Below are 20,597 nucleotides of genomic sequence, written 5' to 3'. Positions count from 1 at the left end.
AACAAAATTTACTTGATTTTAGATAATTTGAGGGTTCATCACAGTAAACTTGTAAAGCAATGGGAAGAAGAAAATAATGAAAAGATTCGATTGTTTTATCTCCCATCCTATTCACCTGAAAGAAATCTAGATGAATATCTTAATTGCGACTTAAAATTAGGTCTAATAGACAAAAAGTAGGCTCTATTTTTCATCGTTTTTTGTATTCCGATTTTCCTTTTTCTATCTTTGATTTATCGAACAAAACAACGATAGGCTCTGCTGGAGAGCAACCAATCAAGGAATAGTTTTGATGTCCGACAAAAATGTCAAAAAAGGGAGTGCTTTTGTGTACTCCTTTTTTGATATTTTTAGAGGACTTTATGCCTTTAAAAACTCATCAATAAATTTGCGTTTTCTTTCCTCTGATAATCCATTGTGATTACGTAATTTATTCTTTAAATCTGAAAAATGACCATCTATTGCATTAGTAGTATTTGGTATATTTAATTCCATATAATCATACCAAGTAAAAAGCCATTTTAAGTTAGTTTTTAGGCTTCTGTAAGCACTTCTTAATCGCTTATGCGTATAGTAACTTTTCCCTGTTTCTGGATTAGAAGTTCTTTCGTTTAATAATGATTTCCATTTAATAAACCAAAGTTCTAATCCTCCTTCAAAAGATTCTTTATCTGTCATTTTCATCATTGCAATAAGTTCCTTTAACTCAATAGATGCAGGTAGTTTTGGTTTTTTTGTAATATATCTTCTAATTATTACTGCTTGATGGAACTGGCACATCTGAATAGGAATATCACCAAACAAATTGAATAATCCTCTACGACCATCACAAACAATTGCAAGAACCTCGAAACCTCTTTTTTTTAACTTATTTACTCCTTGTAAGTAAAGTGCGTTTGTTTCGCTTTTTACATCATATTTTAGGAGATTTTCTCTCGTGTAAGAATCTTTAAAAAGCATCACTCCAAAACTTCTTCCCCAATATGTTGTATCCATTAAAATAATCACTTTTCTTGGCTCTTTTTTAGGAATTAAAACCTTGTGTAAATCTATTTTTCGTTGGATTGTTCGTTTAGAGCAATTATACTTTTTTGCAAGTTGTGCATAGGTCTGTTTTCCTTTGGAGTATTCAGCCCAAAGTGTGCTATATTTATGCAATCTCCTCCTAAAAATTGCTTTTTACAGATATAACATTTGTACATCTGTTTTCCATTACGAACTCCATTTTTCTTTGTTATGGTACTACCACAATAAAAGCACTTTTTTTATTCAAAACCTTTGATTTAATGTTAGACCAACAAAGATAAGGCTTACAGATGTTTCTAGCCTACTTTTTGTCTATTACGCCGAAAATTCATTTTCATTGCCCATACACATGATTTTATGAGCTCCTTTTGCTTCTTTTTCCCATTTCTCTAAAACTACTTTATTTGATTTTACAATAGGTATTATTTTAGTGTTATTTGATTCTCTTTTTGCCCAATAATCCATAGATGGCACATACCATTCATCAGCATGGTACAAACTTAAATGAATATCTGTTGTTGCACTTTCATTAATTATAGCAGATAATACCGTATTATCAATTACTGAAGAATGTAAAATAGTATCGCCACCTAAAACCAAGCCTCCGTTATATGCTATAATTGGTGTGTTTACATTATTAAATTGATGTTGTAAGTGTCGTATTGCTTTTGGCATACGAGAAGAAATAAGTACAAAAGGAATATCCGTTATTCGTTGAACTTCGCTAATGGTAAGTTCCGATAATTCTCTATCTTTATTTAAAAGTGTACCGTCAATATCGGTACAAATTAATTTATAATCCATTCACATAATTATCTTAAGATTGCAAAAGTAAGCAATCTGTAATTAGCTTTTTCACAAATCCTTCAATCCTAAAAAGTATTTTTTTTTACCAAAATTATTTATAAAAACAAATCACTTACCTTTGCCGCTTTTAAAAACACTACATGAAATTTACAGACCTAGGAATTATTGAGCCTATACTTAAAGCATTAGCAGATGAAGGTTATACACATCCAACACCAATACAAGAACAATCTATTCCAATATTATTAGCTAGAAAAGATTTGTTAGGAGTAGCTCAAACAGGAACTGGTAAAACAGCAGCCTTTACTATTCCTATCTTACAACACTTATACCAAAGCAAAAATGATTATAAAGGAAAGCGAAAAATAAAATCTTTAATTGTTACACCAACAAGAGAATTGGCAATTCAAATTGCTGAGAGTATTACGGTTTATGGTAAATATACCGGACTTAAAAACGTGGTGGTTTTTGGTGGTGTAAAACAAGGAACGCAAACAAATCAATTGCGAGGAGGTACTGATATTTTGGTGGCAACTCCTGGGCGTTTACTCGATTTAATTTCTCAAGGATTTATCACTTTAAGAGATGTAAAATATTTTGTTTTGGATGAAGCGGATCAAATGTTAGATATGGGTTTTATTCATGACATCAAAAAAATAATTGCAAAATTACCTGCAAAAAGGCAATCTCTTTTCTTTTCTGCAACCATGCCTGCTGCCATTGTTAATTTATCTGGCGAAATATTGGGAAATCCTAAAAAAGTAAGCATAACTCCAAAACAAGCAACTGCCGAAAAAGTAGAGCAAGCTGTTTATTTTGTGAGTAAGCCTAATAAATCTAAATTACTAATTTATTTATTAGAAAAAAATCCAGAAGCTTCTGTATTAATTTTCTCACGCACCAAACACGGAGCCGATAAAATTGTACGTATTTTAGGGAAAGCTAATATAAAAGCTGCGGCAATTCATGGAAATAAATCTCAAGGTGCAAGGCAACGAGCATTAGGTAATTTTAAAGATGGAAAGTTAACTATTTTAATTGCAACAGATATTGCTGCTCGTGGTATTGATGTTGAAGAATTATCGTTAGTTGTTAATTATGATTTGCCAAATATTTCTGAAACGTATGTGCATAGAATTGGTAGAACAGGACGAGCAAAAGCTAGTGGCAAAGCTTTATCTTTTTGTAATACTGAAGAAAAAGCATATTTAAAAGATATTCAAAAATTAATTAATCAAAAAATTCCTGTAATAACGGAACATCCTTTTCCTTTGGATGAAAATGAAGAAATTCCGCAACCTAAAAAACAGTCTAATAACCGACGAAAGAAAGCAAAACGTCATGTTGGGCATACTTCCAAAGAAAGTGAAAGTAACCACAAACAAAAAAACAGAAAAACTTATGCTAAAAAACGACGTTATTAATTTTAAATAATACTGTAATTTTACTAAATTTATAAAATAAATATATTTAAAAAATTAAACGAATTTGGTAGGTTTCCTATAGAATATAGTCAAGAGTTAGATTCAGATATTGAAAAACTTTTAAAACTAACTAATTGTATTTAAAATGAAATTACTAAATAATATATATTGATTGTCCGTAATTAATCATAAAATGTTCGTCACCCTGAACCTGCCTGCCGGACAGGCAGGTTCAGCATGCCGTATAAATATAAAATATGACACAAAACGGATATACATTAATATATTTTTAAAAAACAAAGTTCTAAAAAATGAAATACTTATTCCCTTTAAATAAATTGAATTTTAACATTTATAAAATATCCATAAAAAATAAAATTATGGTGTTAGTAGGTTTATTAATAATTAGCTGTCAAACACAAAATGTTGTAAATAAAGATAAAAAATATTCAAAAAATCAATTTCAAAAAAACATAAGAGACTATGATATACAAGCTGTGCTTTGGCAACAATTAGCAGCTGAACATAGAGCGTTATCTTACCAAGCGTTTAATTTAGCAAAACTTCGATTAGATACATATCTTACTAAAAAAAAATCAACTAACAAACCTTTAGCAATAATTACGGATATTGATGAAACTATTTTTGATAATAGTCCTTTCAACGCTAAAATGATTAAATCTAATACCAATTATACTAAAAAAAATTGGGCTGCTTGGGTAAAATTAGAAAAAGCAACTCCAATTCCAGGTTCATTAAAATTTTTATTATATGCTGCTTCAAAAGGTGTTGAAATCTATTATATTTCCAATAGATCTTCAAATCACACAAAAGAAACGGTAAGTAATCTTAAACAAATCGGATTTCCTATTACTGACAAAAAACATATTCTTCTAAAAGATTCTATAAGCGGAAAAGAAACTAGAAGACAAATAGTTTATAAAACTAAAAATGTTATTATGCTTCTTGGAGATAACCTTTCTGATTTTTCCGATTTATTTGATAATAAATCGACAATAATAAGAAATAAACTTGTGGATAGTTTACACTTAAAATTTGGGAATAAATTTATTGTTTTACCAAATCCTATGTATGGAGATTGGGAAACAAAAGGAATATATGAAGGTAGATACAATTTAAATTCTTATCAAAAAGACTCTATTAGAAAAGCTAAATTAATAGCTTATTAATTCAATTTAAAACACTTTTTAAATACATGAATTTAATTTTAATTGTTTTAAAAAATCCTACTATAAAATAAAGCTTAAAATTTTTATTAAAAATTCCTTGGACAATAGAGAAAGCAGAAAAATATCATTTAAAATCTATTAAAAAAATAACACAGCAAACCTCTTTTCATAAACTTAAAAGAACAATTATTAATTAGTATATTTACAAAAAACACCAATTATATTTATATGAAAAAACTATCACTTATTCTTGTTTTATTGATTTTTCAGTTTAGCTTTTCGCAAAATAAAAGTCATAGAGGCTATAAAGTTAAAGTTGGTGAACAAGCTCCACAATTATCATTTACCTTATTAAATGGTACAAAAATGACCAATGAAACTTTAAAAGGGAAAGTTGTGGTATTACAATTTACAGCTTCTTGGTGTAGTGTTTGTAGAAAAGAAATGCCTCATTTAGAAAAAGAAGTTTGGCAACGTTTTAAAAACCAAGATTTTATTTTAATTGGTATGGATTTAAAGGAAGATGTCAATAAAGTAAAACATTTTAAAGAACAAATGAAAGTTACTTATCCATTTGCCATAGACAAAGATGGTTCTCTTTTTGAAAAATTCACTTTGCCAAATTCAGGAGTTACGCGAAATATTGTTTTAGATAAAACAGGAAAAATTATTTTTCTATCACGTTTATATGAACCAAAAGAATTTAATGAGATGGTTAAAATTATTGATCTTGAACTAAAAAAAAGTTAAGAATTTTACTTTTATAATTACCAATATATTTATGGAACCAAAACAGAATAACGAGCAACCTAACAATCCATTACACGGAGTTAAATTAGCAGATATTGTTCAATATTTAGAAGAAACTTACGGCTGGGAAGAACTCGGATTTACCATGAATATTAATTGTTTTAAAAACAACCCTACCGTAAAATCAAGTTTAAAATTTTTAAGAAGAACGCCTTGGGCTAGAGCCAAAGTTGAGCAATTTTATTTAAAATCTATTAAAAAATAAAACGCCGTTAATACTTAAATATCATTAAAAAAAATACTTGTAAATAAATGTATCTTTACAAAATCTTGTTTTAAACAACAGCTATGCAATTTAAAGACTTACAGCTAAATAAACCTATTTTAAAAGCAATTTCAGCAATGAAATATGAAATTGCTTCACCTGTTCAAGAGCAAACCATTCCTTTAGTTCTCGCTAAAAAAGACGTAATTGTTTCGTCTCAAACTGGAACAGGAAAAACAGCCGCTTTTGCCTTACCAATTTTACAATTATTATTTGACAAACAAGATGCCGGAAAAAAAGCAAAAAAAATAAGAGCTTTGGTGGTTAGTCCAACTCGAGAATTAGCCATACAAATTGAAGAAAATTTCAAATTATTTAGCAAATACACCAATTTAAAAACTACTGTTATTTATGGTGGAACATCCATTGAACCACAAAAAGAAATACTAAAAAAAGGAGTAGATATTTTAATTGCTACACCTGGTAGATTACTTGATTTGCACAAACAAGATTGCATCAATTTAGATTATATTGAAACCTTGGTTTTAGATGAAGCAGACTTAATGTTAGACATGGGTTTTATTAATGATGTTAAAAAAATTGAACGTTTGTGCACCAAAGAAAAGCAAATACTGTTATTTTCTGCAACAATACCATCAAAAGTTGCTGAACTGGCAAATACCATATTAAAAAATCCAGAAACTATAAATATTACTCCTAATACTTCGGCAGCAGAAAGTGTTAATCAAAGCTTGTATTATGTTGCCAAAACTAAAAAAATTGAATTGTGTTTACATATTTTAAGAAATATCATAAAAGGAGATATATTAATTTTTAGACGCACCAAATTTGGAGTTGATAAATTGGAAAAAGCACTTTCAAAAAACGGATACAACGTTGCCAGTATTCATGGCGATAAAACTCAAACCAATAGAGAAAAAGCACTTAATAAACTGAAAAACAAACAAGTAAATATATTAATTGCGACTGATGTTGCTTCCCGAGGAATTGATATTAATAATTTGGATGCAGTTATAAATTTTGACATTCCAAATATTCCTGAAACTTATGTCCACAGAATTGGTAGAACTGGTAGAGCAGGAAATGTTGGAAATTCCTATTCTTTTTGTGCTGCTGATGAAAAACTATACATTATTAGTATTGAAAAGTTAATAGGAAATAAAATTCCAGTTGCAGATGACAATCCGTTTCCGTTGGATCCAAATGCAAAACCAGAAGTTTACTACGACAAACAAAAAAGCAATACTAAAAAAGGTAGAAAATCTGCCGCTTCTAAAAAAAATAAAAAGCGTTGGTATTAACTATGCATCATACTGAAATTGTTAAGCCTTCAAACTAAATTTTATTATTATAATAAGTTGTAAGTAATCCTCTTACTAAAAAAATTCCATTAAATATTTTAGTTAGCGAAGGTGAAATGAAAGAGAAAAAACAATATAAATAACTGATAATCAACAAATAATTTCAGCCTTAGTTGGACTTTAAATATAGATAAAACTTAAATAAATAACAATGAATTTAGTAAACAAAACTCAAGAAGGATTACTTTCAGATCCTACACCATTTGTTGAATACTTGACTTTAGAATTAAAGCAGGATAAATATGAAGTAAAAACAATTTCAGCTATATTAAATGAATTTTCAAAAATATCGAAATCTATTGGTCAAAAAGATACAACAGCTATAATGCAAATTACCATTGGATTTTCATCTAAAGGATGGTCTTCTTTATTTCCTAATAAACCAATGCCAGAAGAATTACACCCTTTTATTGAGCTTAGGTCAGAAGATAGACATTTTCCTTCAACTCCCGGAGATATATTTATAATGGTAAAATCTATGCGAATGGATTTAAATTACCAAGCAGCAAAATATATTCTTTCTACATTTAAACCAATAGCAAATGCAATTCAAGATATTCAAGGGTATAAATATTTGGACGATAGGGATTTCATTGATTTTGTAGATGGAACAGAAAACCCAAAAAGTATTGAGCGATCTGAGGCTGTAATTATAGACTACGGACCTTATCTTGGGGGAAGTTATCTTATTGTTCAACAATATTTTGATAAACAAGAAAAATGGGATTCACTCACCACCGAATATCAGGAAGGAGTAATAGGGAGAACAAAAATGGATGATATTGAAATTGCAGAAAACAAAAAGAAGCCTTATGCCCATAACGTAAAATCTAAAGTAGAAATTGACGGGGTAGAAATTAAAATGTTGAGACAAAATAGACCTTTTGGTAATGCAATGGAGCACGGTACTATGTTTATTGGTTTTGCAAAGGCTGCAAGTGTAATTGAAACATCACTAAAACAAATGATAGAGTCAGGAGAAAAAGGACATCACGATAAATTATTGGATTTTGTAACTGCAAAAACAGGAACTCTGTATTTTATTCCACCACAAAAATTTTTGGATGAAATGAGTGTTTAATCTATTTTAAAAAATTATAGAAGATTAATTCTTCCATTATTAAGCATAAAATAAATTATTTTCATCGTATATCTAAATTGTTTAGAAATGTAAAATTACTTACAACAATTTGTATAGTTAATTGCACAAATCACTAAATCCAAAGTTGGTTTTTTTAGATTAAGTTTGGCACATAACTCAAAGTCTAGTAATTTTATCACGTAACTAACCATACAAGTAGCTGTTGGCATTCATTAAAAAACCAAATAAAATGAGAACTATAAATTATCTAATATTGATATCCTTATTCATTATAAGTTGTGGAAATAAACCTCAATATAATGACCCAATTCCACAACACGATACTTTTAAAATAGAATCAAAACAAGTCGGAGAGACACGAATAATAAATGTTTGGACACCACCAATGTACAAAAATAGTACCGAATCATTTCCTGTTTTATATATGCCTGATGGAGGAATAAAAGAAGATTTTCCTCATATTGCAAATACTATCGCAAAACTTGTTAAAGAAAAAAGTATTCCTCCAATTATCCTTGTTGGAATTGAAAATACCGAAAGAGGACGAGATTTAACAGGTTATTCTGAAACAAAAGAAGATGAAGAATATTGTCCTCTAACAGATGGAGCAAAAAACTTTCGAGCATTTATTACTCAAGAATTAATCCCAGAAATAAACAGCAAATACAGAACTTTAAATAAAAAAGGAATTATAGGAGAATCCTTGGCAGGACTTTTTGTAATGGAAACCTTTATGCAACATCCCAAATCATTTGATTTTTACATTGCAATGGATCCTTCAATATGGTGGAATAATCATTATATAGTTCGAAATGCAAATACTGCTTTGGCAAACTTCCCTGACAAAGAAATTAGACTTTGGTTTGCCGGTTCAAGTATTGAAAAACATAAATACTCTATTGCACAATACACAAATCAATTGGCGAAAATTTTAGAAAGTAATGCACCAAAAAAATTAAAATGGAAATATTCTTATGAACCCAAAGAAAAACATAACACAATATTTAGAGCCACAAAAGAAAAGGCTTTAAAATGGATGTTAAAAGAATAAAACAAAATACCAATAATAGCTATAGTTAATATGGATTTTGGTGCTTAACCTAAGGTGAAGTGCCTTAAACAAAATCTATAAAATATTCAATTTTACTTGTCTATTAATTATTCCACTCTCTTTGTTCATCATCATTTAAAAAAGTCCAAGCAACAATTCTAGTGATTTTATTACCTTGATGCATTGGAATAGTTTTAATTTTAGTTGCACCTAATTTTTGTAGGGAATCATACATTCCCTGAACATTTTCTTTTTTAGAAACCAAGGTACTATACCAAAAACATTGTGTTTTAAATTGAGAACTTTCGTACAAATACGTATGAATAAATGCTTTTTCTCCTCCTTTATACCATAATTCTTGTTGTTTTCCGCTAAAATTTCTGGTTGAATAATTGTTATTTTCCAAGCCTTTTAATTTTCTAGCATTAGCTTGCATAGCATCTTCTTGCGATTTGTAAAAAGGCGGATTACAAATTGTTGCAGAAAATTTATCTGTTTCATTTAAAATACCTGTAAAAATATGTGTTGAATCTTTTTGTTGTTTAAGTTTTATAGAATCCGTTAAGTCGTTCTTTTTAATAATCTTTGTTGCTCTATCTAACGATTTTTTATCAATATCAGTTCCTAAAAAGTGCCAACCATAAACTGCATTTCCCAATAATGGATAAATACAATTTGCCCCAATACCAACATCTATAATTTTAGCATTTTTATTGATTCCAGATGAAGTTAACAAATCGGCTAAATAATGAATATAATCTACACGTCCTGGTATTGGTGGGCATAAATTATCATCAGGGAAATCCCAAAAAGTAATGTTATAATACTTAAATAATAAAGCTGTGTTTATTGCTTTTACTGCTTTTGAGTTTGCAAAATCAATGGTACTAGTTCCGTAATTATTTACAAATACAAATTCTTGAAGCTGTGGATAAACTTCACATAATTCAAGGAATTGATACCCTTTTTGATGTAAATTATTTGGATGTAATTTTTCAGTTGAATTATCAGATCTGCTCATAAATTTTGCTATTTTTCAAAGGTATTCAATTTTAGTGAATGTTAAAATATATTTAAAAAATGAACGTTCATTCGTTTTGTGAATATTTTTATATATATTTGCATTATTATTTATAAAAGTAAATTGGTATTTAAAATAAGTTAGATGGCAAAACGAGTTAAAAGTAACGAAAAACGTACGGCATTATTAAATGCAACGCTAAGTTTAATAAATAACAATGGGTTTCATGATGCTCCAATGTCAAAAATCGCAAAATTGGCAGATATCTCTCCAGCTACCATTTATATTTATTTTGAATGCAAACAAGATTTAATTAATCAATTATATTTAGAAGTAAAGGCAGCATTTAGCAAGCATGCTTTTTTAAATTTTACTAAAGAATTACCAGTAAAAAAGGGATTTGAAAACATCTGGTATCAAATAGCTGATTTTAAATTAACCCATGTTGAAGAATCGAATTTTTTGTCATTATGTGACAATGCACCTATGGTAGATGATCATATTCTTAAAAAAGGATTGAAACATTTACAACCACTTTTAATACTTTGGGAACGAGGTCAAAAAGAAGGAATTATCAAACCGATTTCACTTTATATTTTGTATGCATTTACCATTTATCCATTGGCGTTTTTAACCAATATGAAACAAAAAAAGGCCTGTGAATTTGATAAAATAAAATTAGATGAAGCTTTTCTTGTGGCTTGGGACAGTATTAAAGTTTAAAAATTTATATCAAAAAAAGAATGAACATTCATTTTATGAATTAAAAATGGGAAAAACAGCAATTATATTAGGGGCTACTGGTTTAACGGGTAATTTATTGCTACAAAAGTTAATTTCAGATGAAAACTACATAAGCATTAAATTATTTTCACGGAAAAAAATGGATGGATTACCTTTAAAAGTACAACAATTTATTGGAAATATTCTTGAATTAGAATCTTTTAAATCAGATTTTACTGGTGATACCGTTTTTTGTTGCATTGGTACAACCTTAAAAAAAACTCCTGATAAAAATATTTATAGGAGTATTGATTTTGGAATTCCAACCAAAGCTGCTCAACTTTCAAAAGAAAATAATATTGAAACATTCATGGCTGTTTCAGCACTTGGAGCAAACTCAAAGAGTTCACTTTTTTATAATAAACTAAAAGGAGAAATGGAAGAAAAAGTGTTAAGCTTTAACATTAAAAACACTTACATTTTACAACCATCCTATATAAAAGGTAACCGAAATGAAAATAGATCAATGGAACGAGTATTTGATGTTATATTCCCTTTAATAAACCTTTTTCTTATAGGAAAACTAAAAAAATACAAAACCATTAAAGCAACTACAATTGCTGAAGCTATGTACAATTTAGCTTCCCTAAAACCGATCATCAAAAAAATTGAATCCGACCAAATAAAAAAATATGCAATAACTAAAAATTAGAAATTAAAATTATGGAATTATTAGATAAATTAAATTGGAGATACGCAGCAAAAGCAATGAATAAAAAAGAAGTATCTCAAGAAAAAATTGATAGAATTATTGAAGCTGCAAGATTGGCTCCAACATCAAGTGGCTTACAACCTTTTGAAATTTTTGTGATTAAAAATCAAAAGATAAAAGAAGAAATTAGACCTATTGCTTGGAATCAATCCGTAATTACAGATTGTTCTCATTTATTGGTTTTTGCTGCTTGGGATACCTACACCAAAGATCGAATTAATAAAATGTTTGACTTGACTAATGAAATTAGAGGCTTTAAAAATGAAGGTTGGGAAAATTACCGTAAAATGTTATTGGGTATATACCCTCAAAAAGATGCAGAAGAAAACTTTAACCATGCCGCAAAACAAGCCTATATAGCTTTTAGTGCTTCCATTATTGCAGCTGCTTTTGAAGAAGTAGATAGCACACCCATTGAAGGTTTTGAGCCTGCTGCATTAGATAAAATTTTAGGGCTTCAAAAAAAAGGATTGAGAAGTTGTGTAATGTTAGCCATTGGTTATCGTGATACCGAAAATGATTGGTTGGTAAACTTTAAAAAAGTAAGAAAAAGTACAGAAGATTTAGTTACAATAATTGAATAAAAATAGATATTATGAACAATTTTCAATATAAAAATCCGACTAAAATATTGTTTGGAAAAGGACAAATAGAAAATCTTACTACTGAAATTCCGGATAACTCAAAAATTTTACTACTTTATGGAGGTGGAAGCATCAAAAAAAATGGCGTTTATGACCAAGTTAAAAAAGCACTTTCAAAATTTAATATTGTTGAATTTGGTGGAATTCCAGCAAATCCAGAATATGAAATATTATTAAAAGCGTTAAAGGTAATTAAAGCGGAAAATATTACTTTTTTACTCGCCGTTGGTGGAGGTTCTGTAATTGATGGAACCAAATTTTTATCGGCTGCTACTTTATTTGAAGGAGAAACTCCTTGGGATATTTTATCAAAAAACATTAGGACTTTAAAAGGAATGCCTTTTGGAACAGTACTTACGTTACCTGCTACAGGTTCTGAAATGAATTCTGGAGCGGTAATCACACGCAGAGAAACCAAAGAAAAATTCGCTATGGGAGGTCCTGGATTATTCCCTCAATTTTCGATTTTAGATCCTGAAGTTGTAAAATCTATTCCTCAACGTCAAATTGCAAACGGACTGGCAGATTCTTTTACACACGTTTTAGAACAATATATGACCTATTCTGTAAATGGATTATTACAAGATCGTTTTGCCGAAAGTATTTTACAAACCATTATTGAAGTTGCTCCAGCTATTTTGAAAAATCCTGCAGATTATGATGCTGCGGCAACCTTTATGTGGAGTTGTACTATGGCTTTAAATGGTTTAATTCAGCAAGGCGTACCATCCGATTGGGCAATACATATGATTGGTCACGAATTAACTGCTTTGTATGGAATTGACCATGCACGTACATTAGCAATTATTACTGAAAGCCATTACACCTTAAATTTTGAAGATAAAAAAGAAAAATTAGCCCAATATGCTGAACGTGTTTGGAAGGTAACTGATGGAACTTTAGAAGAAAAAGCAAAAGCTGGAATTAAAAAAACAACAACATTTTTTCAATCTTTAGGAATTAAAACAAAACTTTCAGAATACACAACAGATTATAAAGGAACCGCTGAAATTATTTCAAAACGATTTGAAGAACGCGGTTGGAAAGGAATTGGTGAACATGGAAAAGTTACTCCAAAACTTGTTGAAAAAATTGTAGAAATGAGTTATTAAATAATAGCTTACTTTAAAAAAATCCGATTTTAAGCCTTCTGCTTATCATCGGATTTTTTATATCCGTATTTTTAGAATCATTCAAATTAGATAATGATAAAGAAAAGCGTAATTTTTAGTAAATTTGGTAATCGCTATTCAAACAAAATAAATTATGAAATACTTATTTACCTCTTTATTATTAATCTTTTTATTGATTTCTTGTACAAATACAAACAAAACCAATTTAAAAACTATGAAAGAAACATCTGTTACTCCATTTAAACCAGTAATGAGTTTTGAAGATGCACTTTCAAAAGCTGACACCATTTTAAAAACACTTAGCATTGATAAAAAAATTAGCCTTATTGGCGGTCACAACTTCTTTTTTGTAGAAGGAATTAAAAAATACAACATACCTCAATTGTATTTATCTGATGCCACACAAGGAGTTCATATCAGAAAAGAATTACCTGGTCAACTAGAAAAGTCAACAGCTTTTCCTTGTCCAATTTTAATGGCTGCAACTTGGAATCCTTCCTTAACCCAAAAAATTGCTAAATCGGTTGGCGAAGAATGCCGAGCAGGTGGCATTGCGGTACTATTAGCTCCTGGAATGAATATTTACCGAGTTTCACAAAATGGAAGAAATTTTGAATATTTTGGGGAAGATCCTTATTTGACTGCCAGAAATATTGAAAATTATGTGGTTGGTAATCAAAATACTGGAACCATAACAACACTAAAACATTTTTTATGTAATAACAATGAATTTCACCGTAGAAGATCTAATGTAATTGTAGATGAACGAACGATACGTGAAATTTATACGCCAGCATTTCAGGCTGGTATTGATGCAGGTGCTTTAGCAGTAATGACTTCTTACAACCTTATAAATGGAGAATTTGCAGGCGAAAGTAAATACGTAATTAATGATTTACTTCGTGGTCAGTTAGGTTTTAAAGGTCTTGTAATGAGTGATTGGTGGTCTGTTTGGAATCCTGTAAAAACAATGACTTCTGGAATGGATTTAGAAATGCCTGGAGATGCACATATTGATAATCCAGATTTATTAGCCATGGGAGATGTTTACGTTAGATCAAACGCAAAAAGATTATTAAAAGAAAAAAAAGTGTCAGAAGCTAACATAAATAGAATGGCACAACATGTTATTGCTCTTTCTTTAGAAATGGGATTAGACAAACGTAAAATTAAAGATGAAAGTTATTTATCAAAATATCCCGAACACGAAAAAGTTGCATTACAAACCGCCAAAGAAGGAATTGTTTTATTAAAAAACAATCAGGTTTTACCCATTTCAAAAGATAAAAAAGTTTTAATAACAGGCGATTATGTTGAAACGCTAGCACGCGGTTTAGGTTCTGCTGAAGTTGAAGGTTTTAATATTATCACTATGTTAGATGCATTTAAAACTGAATTTGGTGATAATTTAATGTATCGTAAAAACCCAACAAATGAAGAACTAGCGAAAGCTGATGTAGTAATAGTAAGTGTTGGGACTTTAGATAGCGAAAGTTGGGATAAACCTTTTGCATTACCAAAAAAAACTGACAATAAAATTTTAAACATTGCTACTCAAAATAAAAATACCGTAGTTATAGTTAATTCTGGTAGTGGTGTGAAAATGACTCCTTGGAATGATAAAGTTGCAGGAATTATCTACTCTTGGTACGTTGGCCAAAACGGAAATACAGCATTAGCTCAAATAGTTTCAGGAAAAGTAAATCCTTCTGGGAAATTACCTATTACCATCGAAAAACAATTCTCTGATTCTCCTGGAGCAAATTATTTACCAAAAGAAGCTAAGTTATACACTTCCTGGAATCCTGATATGGATATGAAATATCCACAATTAGACATAAAATACAAAGAAGGTGTTTTAGTTGGATATAGATGGTATGAAACCAAAAAAATTAGACCTTTATATGCATTTGGCTATGGCTTATCTTATACTACATTTTCTTTTTCTAATTTGAAATTATCCTCAAAAGAAGTTCACGGAGATCAAAATATAAAAGTAAATTTTACAGTTACAAATACTGGGAATATAGATGGTGCAGAAGTATCACAATTATATGTTCAAGATGTTGAATCAAGTGTGGTTAGACCAGTGAAAGAGCTAAAAGGGTTTAAAAAAGTTTTCTTAAAGAAAGGAGAAAGTGTACAGGTTGAAATGGAATTAACACCACATGACTTATCTTTTTATGATATTAATTCAAAAAATTGGAAAGCTGAAGACGGACAATTTAATATTTTAGTTGGCAATGCTTCTAACCATATTATTTTGAAGGATAGTTTAATGTATTCAGAAAAATAATAGGTTTCAATATCAAAAAAAAGGGAGAAGTAGCTTATTATTTATTCTATTTTATTGTATTTTATGTAAAGTTTTATTTACATTTGTATAAAAATAATAGCTTATGAACATACAAATATTACCAAATTGGAGCAAAAAAATAAGCTTAATTGTATTTTTTATTAGTTCCGTTATAAGTGGGGGTGACGATTTTATTGATGGCTATATGACAAGCTACACAAAGACATTTCACCAAGGTTCCGATATTTTTAAATCGTATTTTGGAGCAACTACGATACATTTTTTTTCAGTTTTAAGTATCGTTGCACTATTGATTTATATGTTGGCTAAAGAAAAGATAGAGGATGATTATATAAATAAATTGCGTTTAGAATCGTACCAACTAGCATCCATAGTAATTTTAATTATTACCATTCTTTTATATTCTTTTTCAGAAAGTTTAAAATTAACTTTAGATTATTTTATAATCTCATTTATGTATTTTTATCTTATTATATTCTTCATTAAAAAGCGGTTGGACTAATGAAAAATCTGATAAAAGTAGAACGTGCACGGCACAATTTAACTCAAGCAGAGTTAGCAGAAAAATTAGGAGTTTCTAGACAAACTATTCATGCAATTGAAAAGAATAAATTTAATCCTTCAGTAATTTTAGCTATAAAAATGGCTCATTTTTTTGAAGTAACTGTAGAATATTTATTTGATATTGAAGATTAATTTACTTTTTAATCACTATAAAAAAGCTTCCTTAGTTTGAATTAAACATTTTTGAATCATGGTAATAGCTGTATCAATAGTTGCTTTTTTAGTTCTAATAGAAAGTATAGCTATTCGTATTACAAACTTTCCATTTATTTTGGTGGTACTTAAAAAAACATCACCATTTTTATGAATAAATGCTACTAGCTTTTCATTAAAAACATTCTCATCAATTTCTTTTGAAGGATACCAAAAATAACTAATAGTTAAATCGGGTTGAGGTCCTAATTCAAAACCTAGTTCGGTTAATTTATTTCTGAAATATTCTGTAAGTAATAATTTTTCATCAAAACTTGCTTTAAAAGGTTCTAATCCGTGAATTTGTAATGGCAACCACATTCTTAATCCTCTAAAATGTTTTGTTAATTCAGGAGAAACATCCGAAGGATTTATTTGCAAATCTGTTGAAATTGCATCTTGCATATAATCTGCAGTGTAATGATGTGAATGAAAAACAGCCTCTTTATCTTTTATTAAAACTGCTCCAATTCCGTAGGGTAAAAACAGTCCTTTATGTGGATCAATAACTAGCGAATCTGCTAATTCAATTCCTTTAAAAAGATGTTTTCTTTTTTCTGATAAAATAAAAAAACCACCATACGCACCATCAATATGATACCATAAATTGTTCTTCTTGGCAATTTTTCCAATTGCGGCTAAAGGATCAATTGCTCCAGTATCTGTTGTTCCTGCGGTAGCAATTATCATAAAAGGATTTAACCCTTTTTGTATATCATCTTGAACTTTTTCTTCTAATTTAACAGTATTAATTTTAGAAAATTCATCTAATTCTAAGATGCTAATTTTAATATCTTCTAAGCCAATAATTCGAAGTGCTTTGCGAATGCAATGATGTGCTTGCGGACTTAAATACAAAACACTTTTAGTTATTTTTTCGTTTTTAATTTGATGTTTATCTCTGGCTGCTGTTAACGCAATTAAATTGGCTATTGAACCTCCCGAAGTTAAATTTCCAACGGCTGTTTTCGGAAAATCAAAAATAGATTTCATCCAATTTAGCAACTCATTTTCTATAGTTACCGCACCTGGCGAAGCATAATACATGCCTGCATATTCGTTAGTAACACTAGCTAAAAAATCACCAATAGCAGCGGTGTAAATTCCACCACCAGGAACATATCCTAAATGTTTTCCTGAAGCTGGCTTAATACCTTTTAATACTACTTCTGAGTTAAAATTAGTCAATAACTCCGCTAAATCTTTTTTATTTTTTTGAATTGATAACTTCTTTATATCTGGATTTCCTTCAACATAAGCTGGGTAATTTTCTATATTTTTAAAAAAATTATTGACAAACTGTTGAATTTGAATATTTATTTGTTCTCTTTCTTCAACAGAAGGATTTAGTTCTTGTGAAATTTTTTGTAAGTCTTCAATTTGAGTAATTAAACTATCCATACATTATTTTTTACCCGAAACCACAAGTACAAATTCTCCTTTAGGTGCTTTTGTAGTGAAATAATGAATTGTTTCTTTTACAGTTCCTCTAAAAGTTTCTTCGTACATTTTTGTCAATTCTCTTGAAACTGAAATTGAGCGGTTTTCACCAAAATATTCAGTAAAATTATGAAGTGTTTTTAATAATTTATGAGGAGATTCATAAAAAATCATTGTTCTAGTTTCTTCTGCTAAAAATTTTAACCGAGTTTGTCTTCCTTTTTTTACTGGTAAAAATCCTTCAAACACAAATTTATCATTTGGTAAACCACTATTTACAAGTGCAGGTACAAATGCAGTAGCACCAGGTAAACATTCAATTTCAATATCATTTTTAATACAAGCTCTACTTAATAGAAACCCAGGATCTGAAATAGCGGGAGTTCCTGCATCGGTAATTAAAGCTATAGATTCTCCGTTTTTTATTCTATTTACTATATTTTCAACGGTTTTATGCTCATTATGCATATGATGGCTTTGCATATGCGTAACAATTTCAAAATGTTTTAATAATTTACCACTGGTACGGGTATCTTCTGCTAAAATTAAATCTACTTCTTTTAAAACTCGAATAGCCCTAATGGTAATATCTTCTAGGTTTCCAATGGGAGTTGGTACTAAATATAATTTTGATTCCAATTTTTATTTTTTTAAGCTGTAAAGTTACAAAGTACAATTTAATCATTATACATTTTATCAATAAGAGCTTTATATTTTTTTAAAATAACTTTTCGTTTCAATTTTAAAGTCGCCGTAATTTCTCCAGCTTCAATGCTAAATTCTTTTGGTAATAAAGTGAATTTCTTAATTTTTTCAAACCTTGAAAATTCCTTTTGAAGTTCTTCAAATCGTTTTTCAAAAAGTTCTTTTATTTGATTATGATTAATGAGTTCTTCAATATTCTTAAAAGTGATTTTATGTTCTAAGGCATATTTTTTTAGATTTTCAAAACTTGGCACAGCCAATGCCGTAACATATTTTTGTTGATCACCAATTACAGCAATTTGTTCAATAAAGGCATCATTGATTAAGGCGGTTTCTAATTTTTGAGGTGCTATATATTTTCCTCCAGAAGTTTTCATTAAATCTTTAATTCTATCGGTTATAGTCAAATTTCCATTTTCATCCATTTTCCCGGCATCTCCTGTACAAAACCAGCCCTCTTTAAAAACTTCAGCAGTTTCAGCTGGTTTTTTATAATAGCCTTTCATAACTCCAGGCCCTTTTACCAAAATTTCATTATTTTCTCCAATTTTAATTTGAGAACCTTTAATGGTTTTTCCTGCTGAATTAAATTCAAAGTTTGTATTTCCAAATAATGAAACTGTTGCGGTAGTTTCAGTTAACCCATAACCGCATTTAATGTTTAATCCAAACGAATGGAAGTAAGCAACCATTTTGGCAGACAAAGGAGCTCCACCACAAGGCATAAATTTGATATTTCCTCCAAAAATTGCTCTTAATTTACTTAGTACTAGTTTATCAGCAATTTTATAATTTAATTTTAAAATTGCTGAAGGTGTTTTATTTAACCTTAAATTTTGATTGTTATATTTATTTCCAATTTTTAAAGCCCAATCCATGATTTTAATTTTTATTGGTGTAGCTTCTTTCTTTTTATCTTGAATAGCACCATAAATTTTTTCAAATATTCGTGGAACTGTACACATTACCGTTGGTTTTACCTCTTTTAAAACCTCTGCTATCTCCTTTGGGTTTTCATTAAAATAAACCTCCATTCTTTTATGAAGGCAAAAAAACACCCAACTTCTTTCGTAAATATGGCTTAATGGTAAAAAACTTAATGAAACCTCTTTTTCTGACACATTTAGTTCAAAATCGTGTGCTTTTAAAGAAGCAGCAAAATTATGATGGTCTAGCATTACACCTTTTGGTTCTCCAGTGGTTCCAGAAGTATAAATAATACTTGCTAAATCATCAAGATTACCGTTGTTCATTCTATTTTGAAGTTCATTATCAATTTCTACTGTAAATTTTAGGTTCATAAAATCTTTAAAATAAATTGAATTTCCGGCATGTTCTATCACGATACTTTTATCAAAAACCACAATTAATTTTAAGAATTTAGAGGTTTCAATAATTTCTATTGATTTATCGTATTCTTCTTGGCTTCCAACAAATAAAATACTTATTTCGGCATCGTTAATAATGTACTCGGTTTCTTTGGTTGAATTTGTTGCATAAATAGGAACTGTAACCGCTTTAATACTCATAATTGCTACATCAGAAATAATCCATTCTGGCATATTTTGAGCGAAAATTGCAACGTTTTGTTGTGGTTTTATTCCATAACTAAGTAATCCTTTCGCCACTTTTTGAATTTGAGATCCAAAGCTATTCCAAGAAATTCCAATCCATTTTTTTAAAGAATTATTTTTATAATAAATAGCATTTTTAGTAGAATAATGAAGAATGTTTTGTTGAATATCTTTAACTAAGTGCGTGTAATTCATTAATTAGATTGTTTCAAATAATATAAAATTAATATCTAAAAACATAGCGTGCTAATTTACGGTTATTTTAGATTTTTATACTATTTTTTTTAGGATAGTAACTAATTACTGATTGTCCGTAATCACACATAACGTCCGTCACTCTGAACCTGCCAGCAGCAGGCGGGTTCAGCATGACGTTATTCTTTATTATTAACTGACCTTACGCAAAAATAATGATTAAATTTGCAAGCAAGACTGATGGCTGTTAATAACTTAAAAGAGTTGTATATGGATTACCTTATAAGTTCAACACAATTAACTACTTGCACAGGTTTGTC

At 29.3% G+C, this 20,597-nt stretch carries 20 protein-coding genes and 1 pseudogene; 15 read left to right on the top strand and 6 right to left on the bottom strand.

Translation table 11 applies throughout. From position 1 onward, the window contains the following. Positions 1-156: pseudogene (locus L3J60_RS10810) on the top strand (transposase); the annotation flags it as partial. A gap of 204 nt (positions 157-360) precedes the next feature. Here the strand turns inward: L3J60_RS10810 and L3J60_RS10805 are convergent. Further along, on the bottom strand, positions 361-1,158 hold the full coding sequence (locus L3J60_RS10805) for a hypothetical protein (RefSeq protein ID WP_291975544.1): 798 nt from the start codon (positions 1,156-1,158) through the stop codon (positions 361-363). Positions 1,159-1,341: 183 nt separating this feature from the next. Next, positions 1,342-1,830, bottom strand: a complete 489-nt coding sequence (locus L3J60_RS10800; protein WP_291975543.1) for an HAD family hydrolase — start codon at positions 1,828-1,830, stop codon at positions 1,342-1,344. Between the two features lie 143 nt (positions 1,831-1,973). Here L3J60_RS10800 and L3J60_RS10795 point away from each other — a divergent pair, with 143 nt between their 5' ends. From L3J60_RS10795 to L3J60_RS10765, 7 genes are all read left to right on the top strand, one after another. Beyond that, complete coding sequence (locus tag L3J60_RS10795; RefSeq protein WP_291975541.1) at positions 1,974-3,257, top strand: DEAD/DEAH box helicase; 1,284 nt, start codon at positions 1,974-1,976, stop codon at positions 3,255-3,257. A gap of 311 nt (positions 3,258-3,568) precedes the next feature. Then, a complete protein-coding gene (locus L3J60_RS10790) occupies positions 3,569-4,447 on the top strand; it encodes a 5'-nucleotidase, lipoprotein e(P4) family (RefSeq protein ID WP_291975540.1) in 879 nt (292 codons plus the stop codon). 228 nt (positions 4,448-4,675) lie between these two features. Then, positions 4,676-5,197 carry a TlpA disulfide reductase family protein gene (locus L3J60_RS10785; protein WP_291975539.1) on the top strand — a complete coding sequence of 174 codons (522 nt, stop codon included), beginning with the start codon at positions 4,676-4,678 and terminating at the stop codon, positions 5,195-5,197. A gap of 31 nt (positions 5,198-5,228) precedes the next feature. Continuing rightward, positions 5,229-5,462 (top strand): VF530 family protein, encoded by a 234-nt coding sequence (locus L3J60_RS10780; RefSeq protein WP_291975538.1) that lies wholly within the window; start codon positions 5,229-5,231, stop codon positions 5,460-5,462. Between the two features lie 83 nt (positions 5,463-5,545). Further along, entirely contained in the window at positions 5,546-6,784 is a 1,239-nt protein-coding gene (locus tag L3J60_RS10775) for a DEAD/DEAH box helicase (protein ID WP_291975536.1), read from the top strand. Positions 6,785-6,995: 211 nt separating this feature from the next. After that, entirely contained in the window at positions 6,996-7,925 is a 930-nt protein-coding gene (locus L3J60_RS10770; RefSeq protein ID WP_291975534.1) for a Dyp-type peroxidase, read from the top strand. A 250-nt stretch (positions 7,926-8,175) separates the two neighbouring features. After that, positions 8,176-8,997, top strand: a complete 822-nt coding sequence (locus L3J60_RS10765) for an alpha/beta hydrolase-fold protein (protein WP_291975533.1) — start codon at positions 8,176-8,178, stop codon at positions 8,995-8,997. 103 nt (positions 8,998-9,100) lie between these two features. Here L3J60_RS10765 and rlmF read toward each other — a convergent pair whose 3' ends face one another. Continuing rightward, complete coding sequence (gene rlmF, locus L3J60_RS10760) at positions 9,101-10,018, bottom strand: 23S rRNA (adenine(1618)-N(6))-methyltransferase RlmF (RefSeq protein ID WP_291975532.1); 918 nt, start codon at positions 10,016-10,018, stop codon at positions 9,101-9,103. Positions 10,019-10,162: 144 nt separating this feature from the next. Here rlmF and L3J60_RS10755 point away from each other — a divergent pair, with 144 nt between their 5' ends. From L3J60_RS10755 to L3J60_RS10725, 7 genes are all read left to right on the top strand, one after another. Then, a complete protein-coding gene (locus tag L3J60_RS10755; RefSeq protein WP_291975531.1) occupies positions 10,163-10,741 on the top strand; it encodes a TetR/AcrR family transcriptional regulator in 579 nt (192 codons plus the stop codon). Positions 10,742-10,787: 46 nt separating this feature from the next. Next, positions 10,788-11,453, top strand: a complete 666-nt coding sequence (locus tag L3J60_RS10750; RefSeq protein WP_291975530.1) for an NAD(P)H-binding protein — start codon at positions 10,788-10,790, stop codon at positions 11,451-11,453. An 11-nt stretch (positions 11,454-11,464) separates the two neighbouring features. Continuing rightward, on the top strand, positions 11,465-12,097 hold the full coding sequence (locus L3J60_RS10745) for a nitroreductase family protein (protein WP_291975529.1): 633 nt from the start codon (positions 11,465-11,467) through the stop codon (positions 12,095-12,097). An 11-nt stretch (positions 12,098-12,108) separates the two neighbouring features. Next, a complete protein-coding gene (locus L3J60_RS10740; protein ID WP_291975528.1) occupies positions 12,109-13,269 on the top strand; it encodes an iron-containing alcohol dehydrogenase in 1,161 nt (386 codons plus the stop codon). A 154-nt stretch (positions 13,270-13,423) separates the two neighbouring features. Beyond that, positions 13,424-15,586: a glycoside hydrolase family 3 C-terminal domain-containing protein gene (locus tag L3J60_RS10735; protein ID WP_291975527.1), complete on the top strand. Its 2,163-nt coding sequence runs from the start codon at positions 13,424-13,426 to the stop codon at positions 15,584-15,586. 103 nt (positions 15,587-15,689) lie between these two features. Next, positions 15,690-16,109: a hypothetical protein gene (locus L3J60_RS10730; RefSeq protein ID WP_291975526.1), complete on the top strand. Its 420-nt coding sequence runs from the start codon at positions 15,690-15,692 to the stop codon at positions 16,107-16,109. Continuing rightward, positions 16,109-16,303, top strand: coding sequence for a helix-turn-helix transcriptional regulator (locus tag L3J60_RS10725; RefSeq protein WP_291975524.1), 195 nt, complete (start codon positions 16,109-16,111; stop codon positions 16,301-16,303). Before L3J60_RS10730 ends, L3J60_RS10725 begins: the two co-directional genes overlap by 1 nt. 15 nt (positions 16,304-16,318) lie before the next feature. Here L3J60_RS10725 and L3J60_RS10720 read toward each other — a convergent pair whose 3' ends face one another. The 3 genes from L3J60_RS10720 to L3J60_RS10710 are packed head-to-tail and all read right to left on the bottom strand — an operon-like array spanning position 16,319 to position 20,277. Continuing rightward, positions 16,319-17,764, bottom strand: coding sequence for an aminotransferase class V-fold PLP-dependent enzyme (locus L3J60_RS10720; protein ID WP_291975523.1), 1,446 nt, complete (start codon positions 17,762-17,764; stop codon positions 16,319-16,321). 3 nt (positions 17,765-17,767) lie between these two features. Further along, positions 17,768-18,442, bottom strand: coding sequence for a 16S rRNA (cytidine(1402)-2'-O)-methyltransferase (gene rsmI / locus L3J60_RS10715; protein WP_291975522.1), 675 nt, complete (start codon positions 18,440-18,442; stop codon positions 17,768-17,770). A gap of 38 nt (positions 18,443-18,480) precedes the next feature. Further along, entirely contained in the window at positions 18,481-20,277 is a 1,797-nt protein-coding gene (locus L3J60_RS10710; RefSeq protein WP_291975521.1) for a long-chain fatty acid--CoA ligase, read from the bottom strand. Between the last annotated feature and the right edge of the window lie 320 nt (positions 20,278-20,597).

This window comes from Lutibacter sp. (assembly GCF_021647475.1).
Taxonomy (GTDB): Bacteria; Bacteroidota; Bacteroidia; order Flavobacteriales; family Flavobacteriaceae; genus Lutibacter.
Note: the sequence above shows the minus strand (reverse complement) of the source record. Positions and strands in the feature narration are given on the sequence as shown.

Coding starts and splice junctions, on each gene's coding strand:
- L3J60_RS10800 (WP_291975543.1), bottom strand. CDS start 1,830: ATGGATTATAAATTAATTTGTACCGATATTGACGGTACACTTTTAAAT.
- L3J60_RS10795 (WP_291975541.1), top strand. CDS start 1,974: ATGAAATTTACAGACCTAGGAATTATTGAGCCTATACTTAAAGCATTA.
- L3J60_RS10790 (WP_291975540.1), top strand. CDS start 3,569: ATGAAATACTTATTCCCTTTAAATAAATTGAATTTTAACATTTATAAA.
- L3J60_RS10785 (WP_291975539.1), top strand. CDS start 4,676: ATGAAAAAACTATCACTTATTCTTGTTTTATTGATTTTTCAGTTTAGC.
- L3J60_RS10780 (WP_291975538.1), top strand. CDS start 5,229: ATGGAACCAAAACAGAATAACGAGCAACCTAACAATCCATTACACGGA.
- L3J60_RS10775 (WP_291975536.1), top strand. CDS start 5,546: ATGCAATTTAAAGACTTACAGCTAAATAAACCTATTTTAAAAGCAATT.
- L3J60_RS10770 (WP_291975534.1), top strand. CDS start 6,996: ATGAATTTAGTAAACAAAACTCAAGAAGGATTACTTTCAGATCCTACA.
- L3J60_RS10765 (WP_291975533.1), top strand. CDS start 8,176: ATGAGAACTATAAATTATCTAATATTGATATCCTTATTCATTATAAGT.
- rlmF (WP_291975532.1), bottom strand. CDS start 10,018: ATGAGCAGATCTGATAATTCAACTGAAAAATTACATCCAAATAATTTA.
- L3J60_RS10755 (WP_291975531.1), top strand. CDS start 10,163: ATGGCAAAACGAGTTAAAAGTAACGAAAAACGTACGGCATTATTAAAT.
- L3J60_RS10750 (WP_291975530.1), top strand. CDS start 10,788: ATGGGAAAAACAGCAATTATATTAGGGGCTACTGGTTTAACGGGTAAT.
- L3J60_RS10745 (WP_291975529.1), top strand. CDS start 11,465: ATGGAATTATTAGATAAATTAAATTGGAGATACGCAGCAAAAGCAATG.
- L3J60_RS10740 (WP_291975528.1), top strand. CDS start 12,109: ATGAACAATTTTCAATATAAAAATCCGACTAAAATATTGTTTGGAAAA.
- L3J60_RS10735 (WP_291975527.1), top strand. CDS start 13,424: ATGAAATACTTATTTACCTCTTTATTATTAATCTTTTTATTGATTTCT.
- L3J60_RS10730 (WP_291975526.1), top strand. CDS start 15,690: ATGAACATACAAATATTACCAAATTGGAGCAAAAAAATAAGCTTAATT.
- L3J60_RS10725 (WP_291975524.1), top strand. CDS start 16,109: ATGAAAAATCTGATAAAAGTAGAACGTGCACGGCACAATTTAACTCAA.
- L3J60_RS10720 (WP_291975523.1), bottom strand. CDS start 17,764: ATGGATAGTTTAATTACTCAAATTGAAGACTTACAAAAAATTTCACAA.
- L3J60_RS10710 (WP_291975521.1), bottom strand. CDS start 20,277: ATGAATTACACGCACTTAGTTAAAGATATTCAACAAAACATTCTTCAT.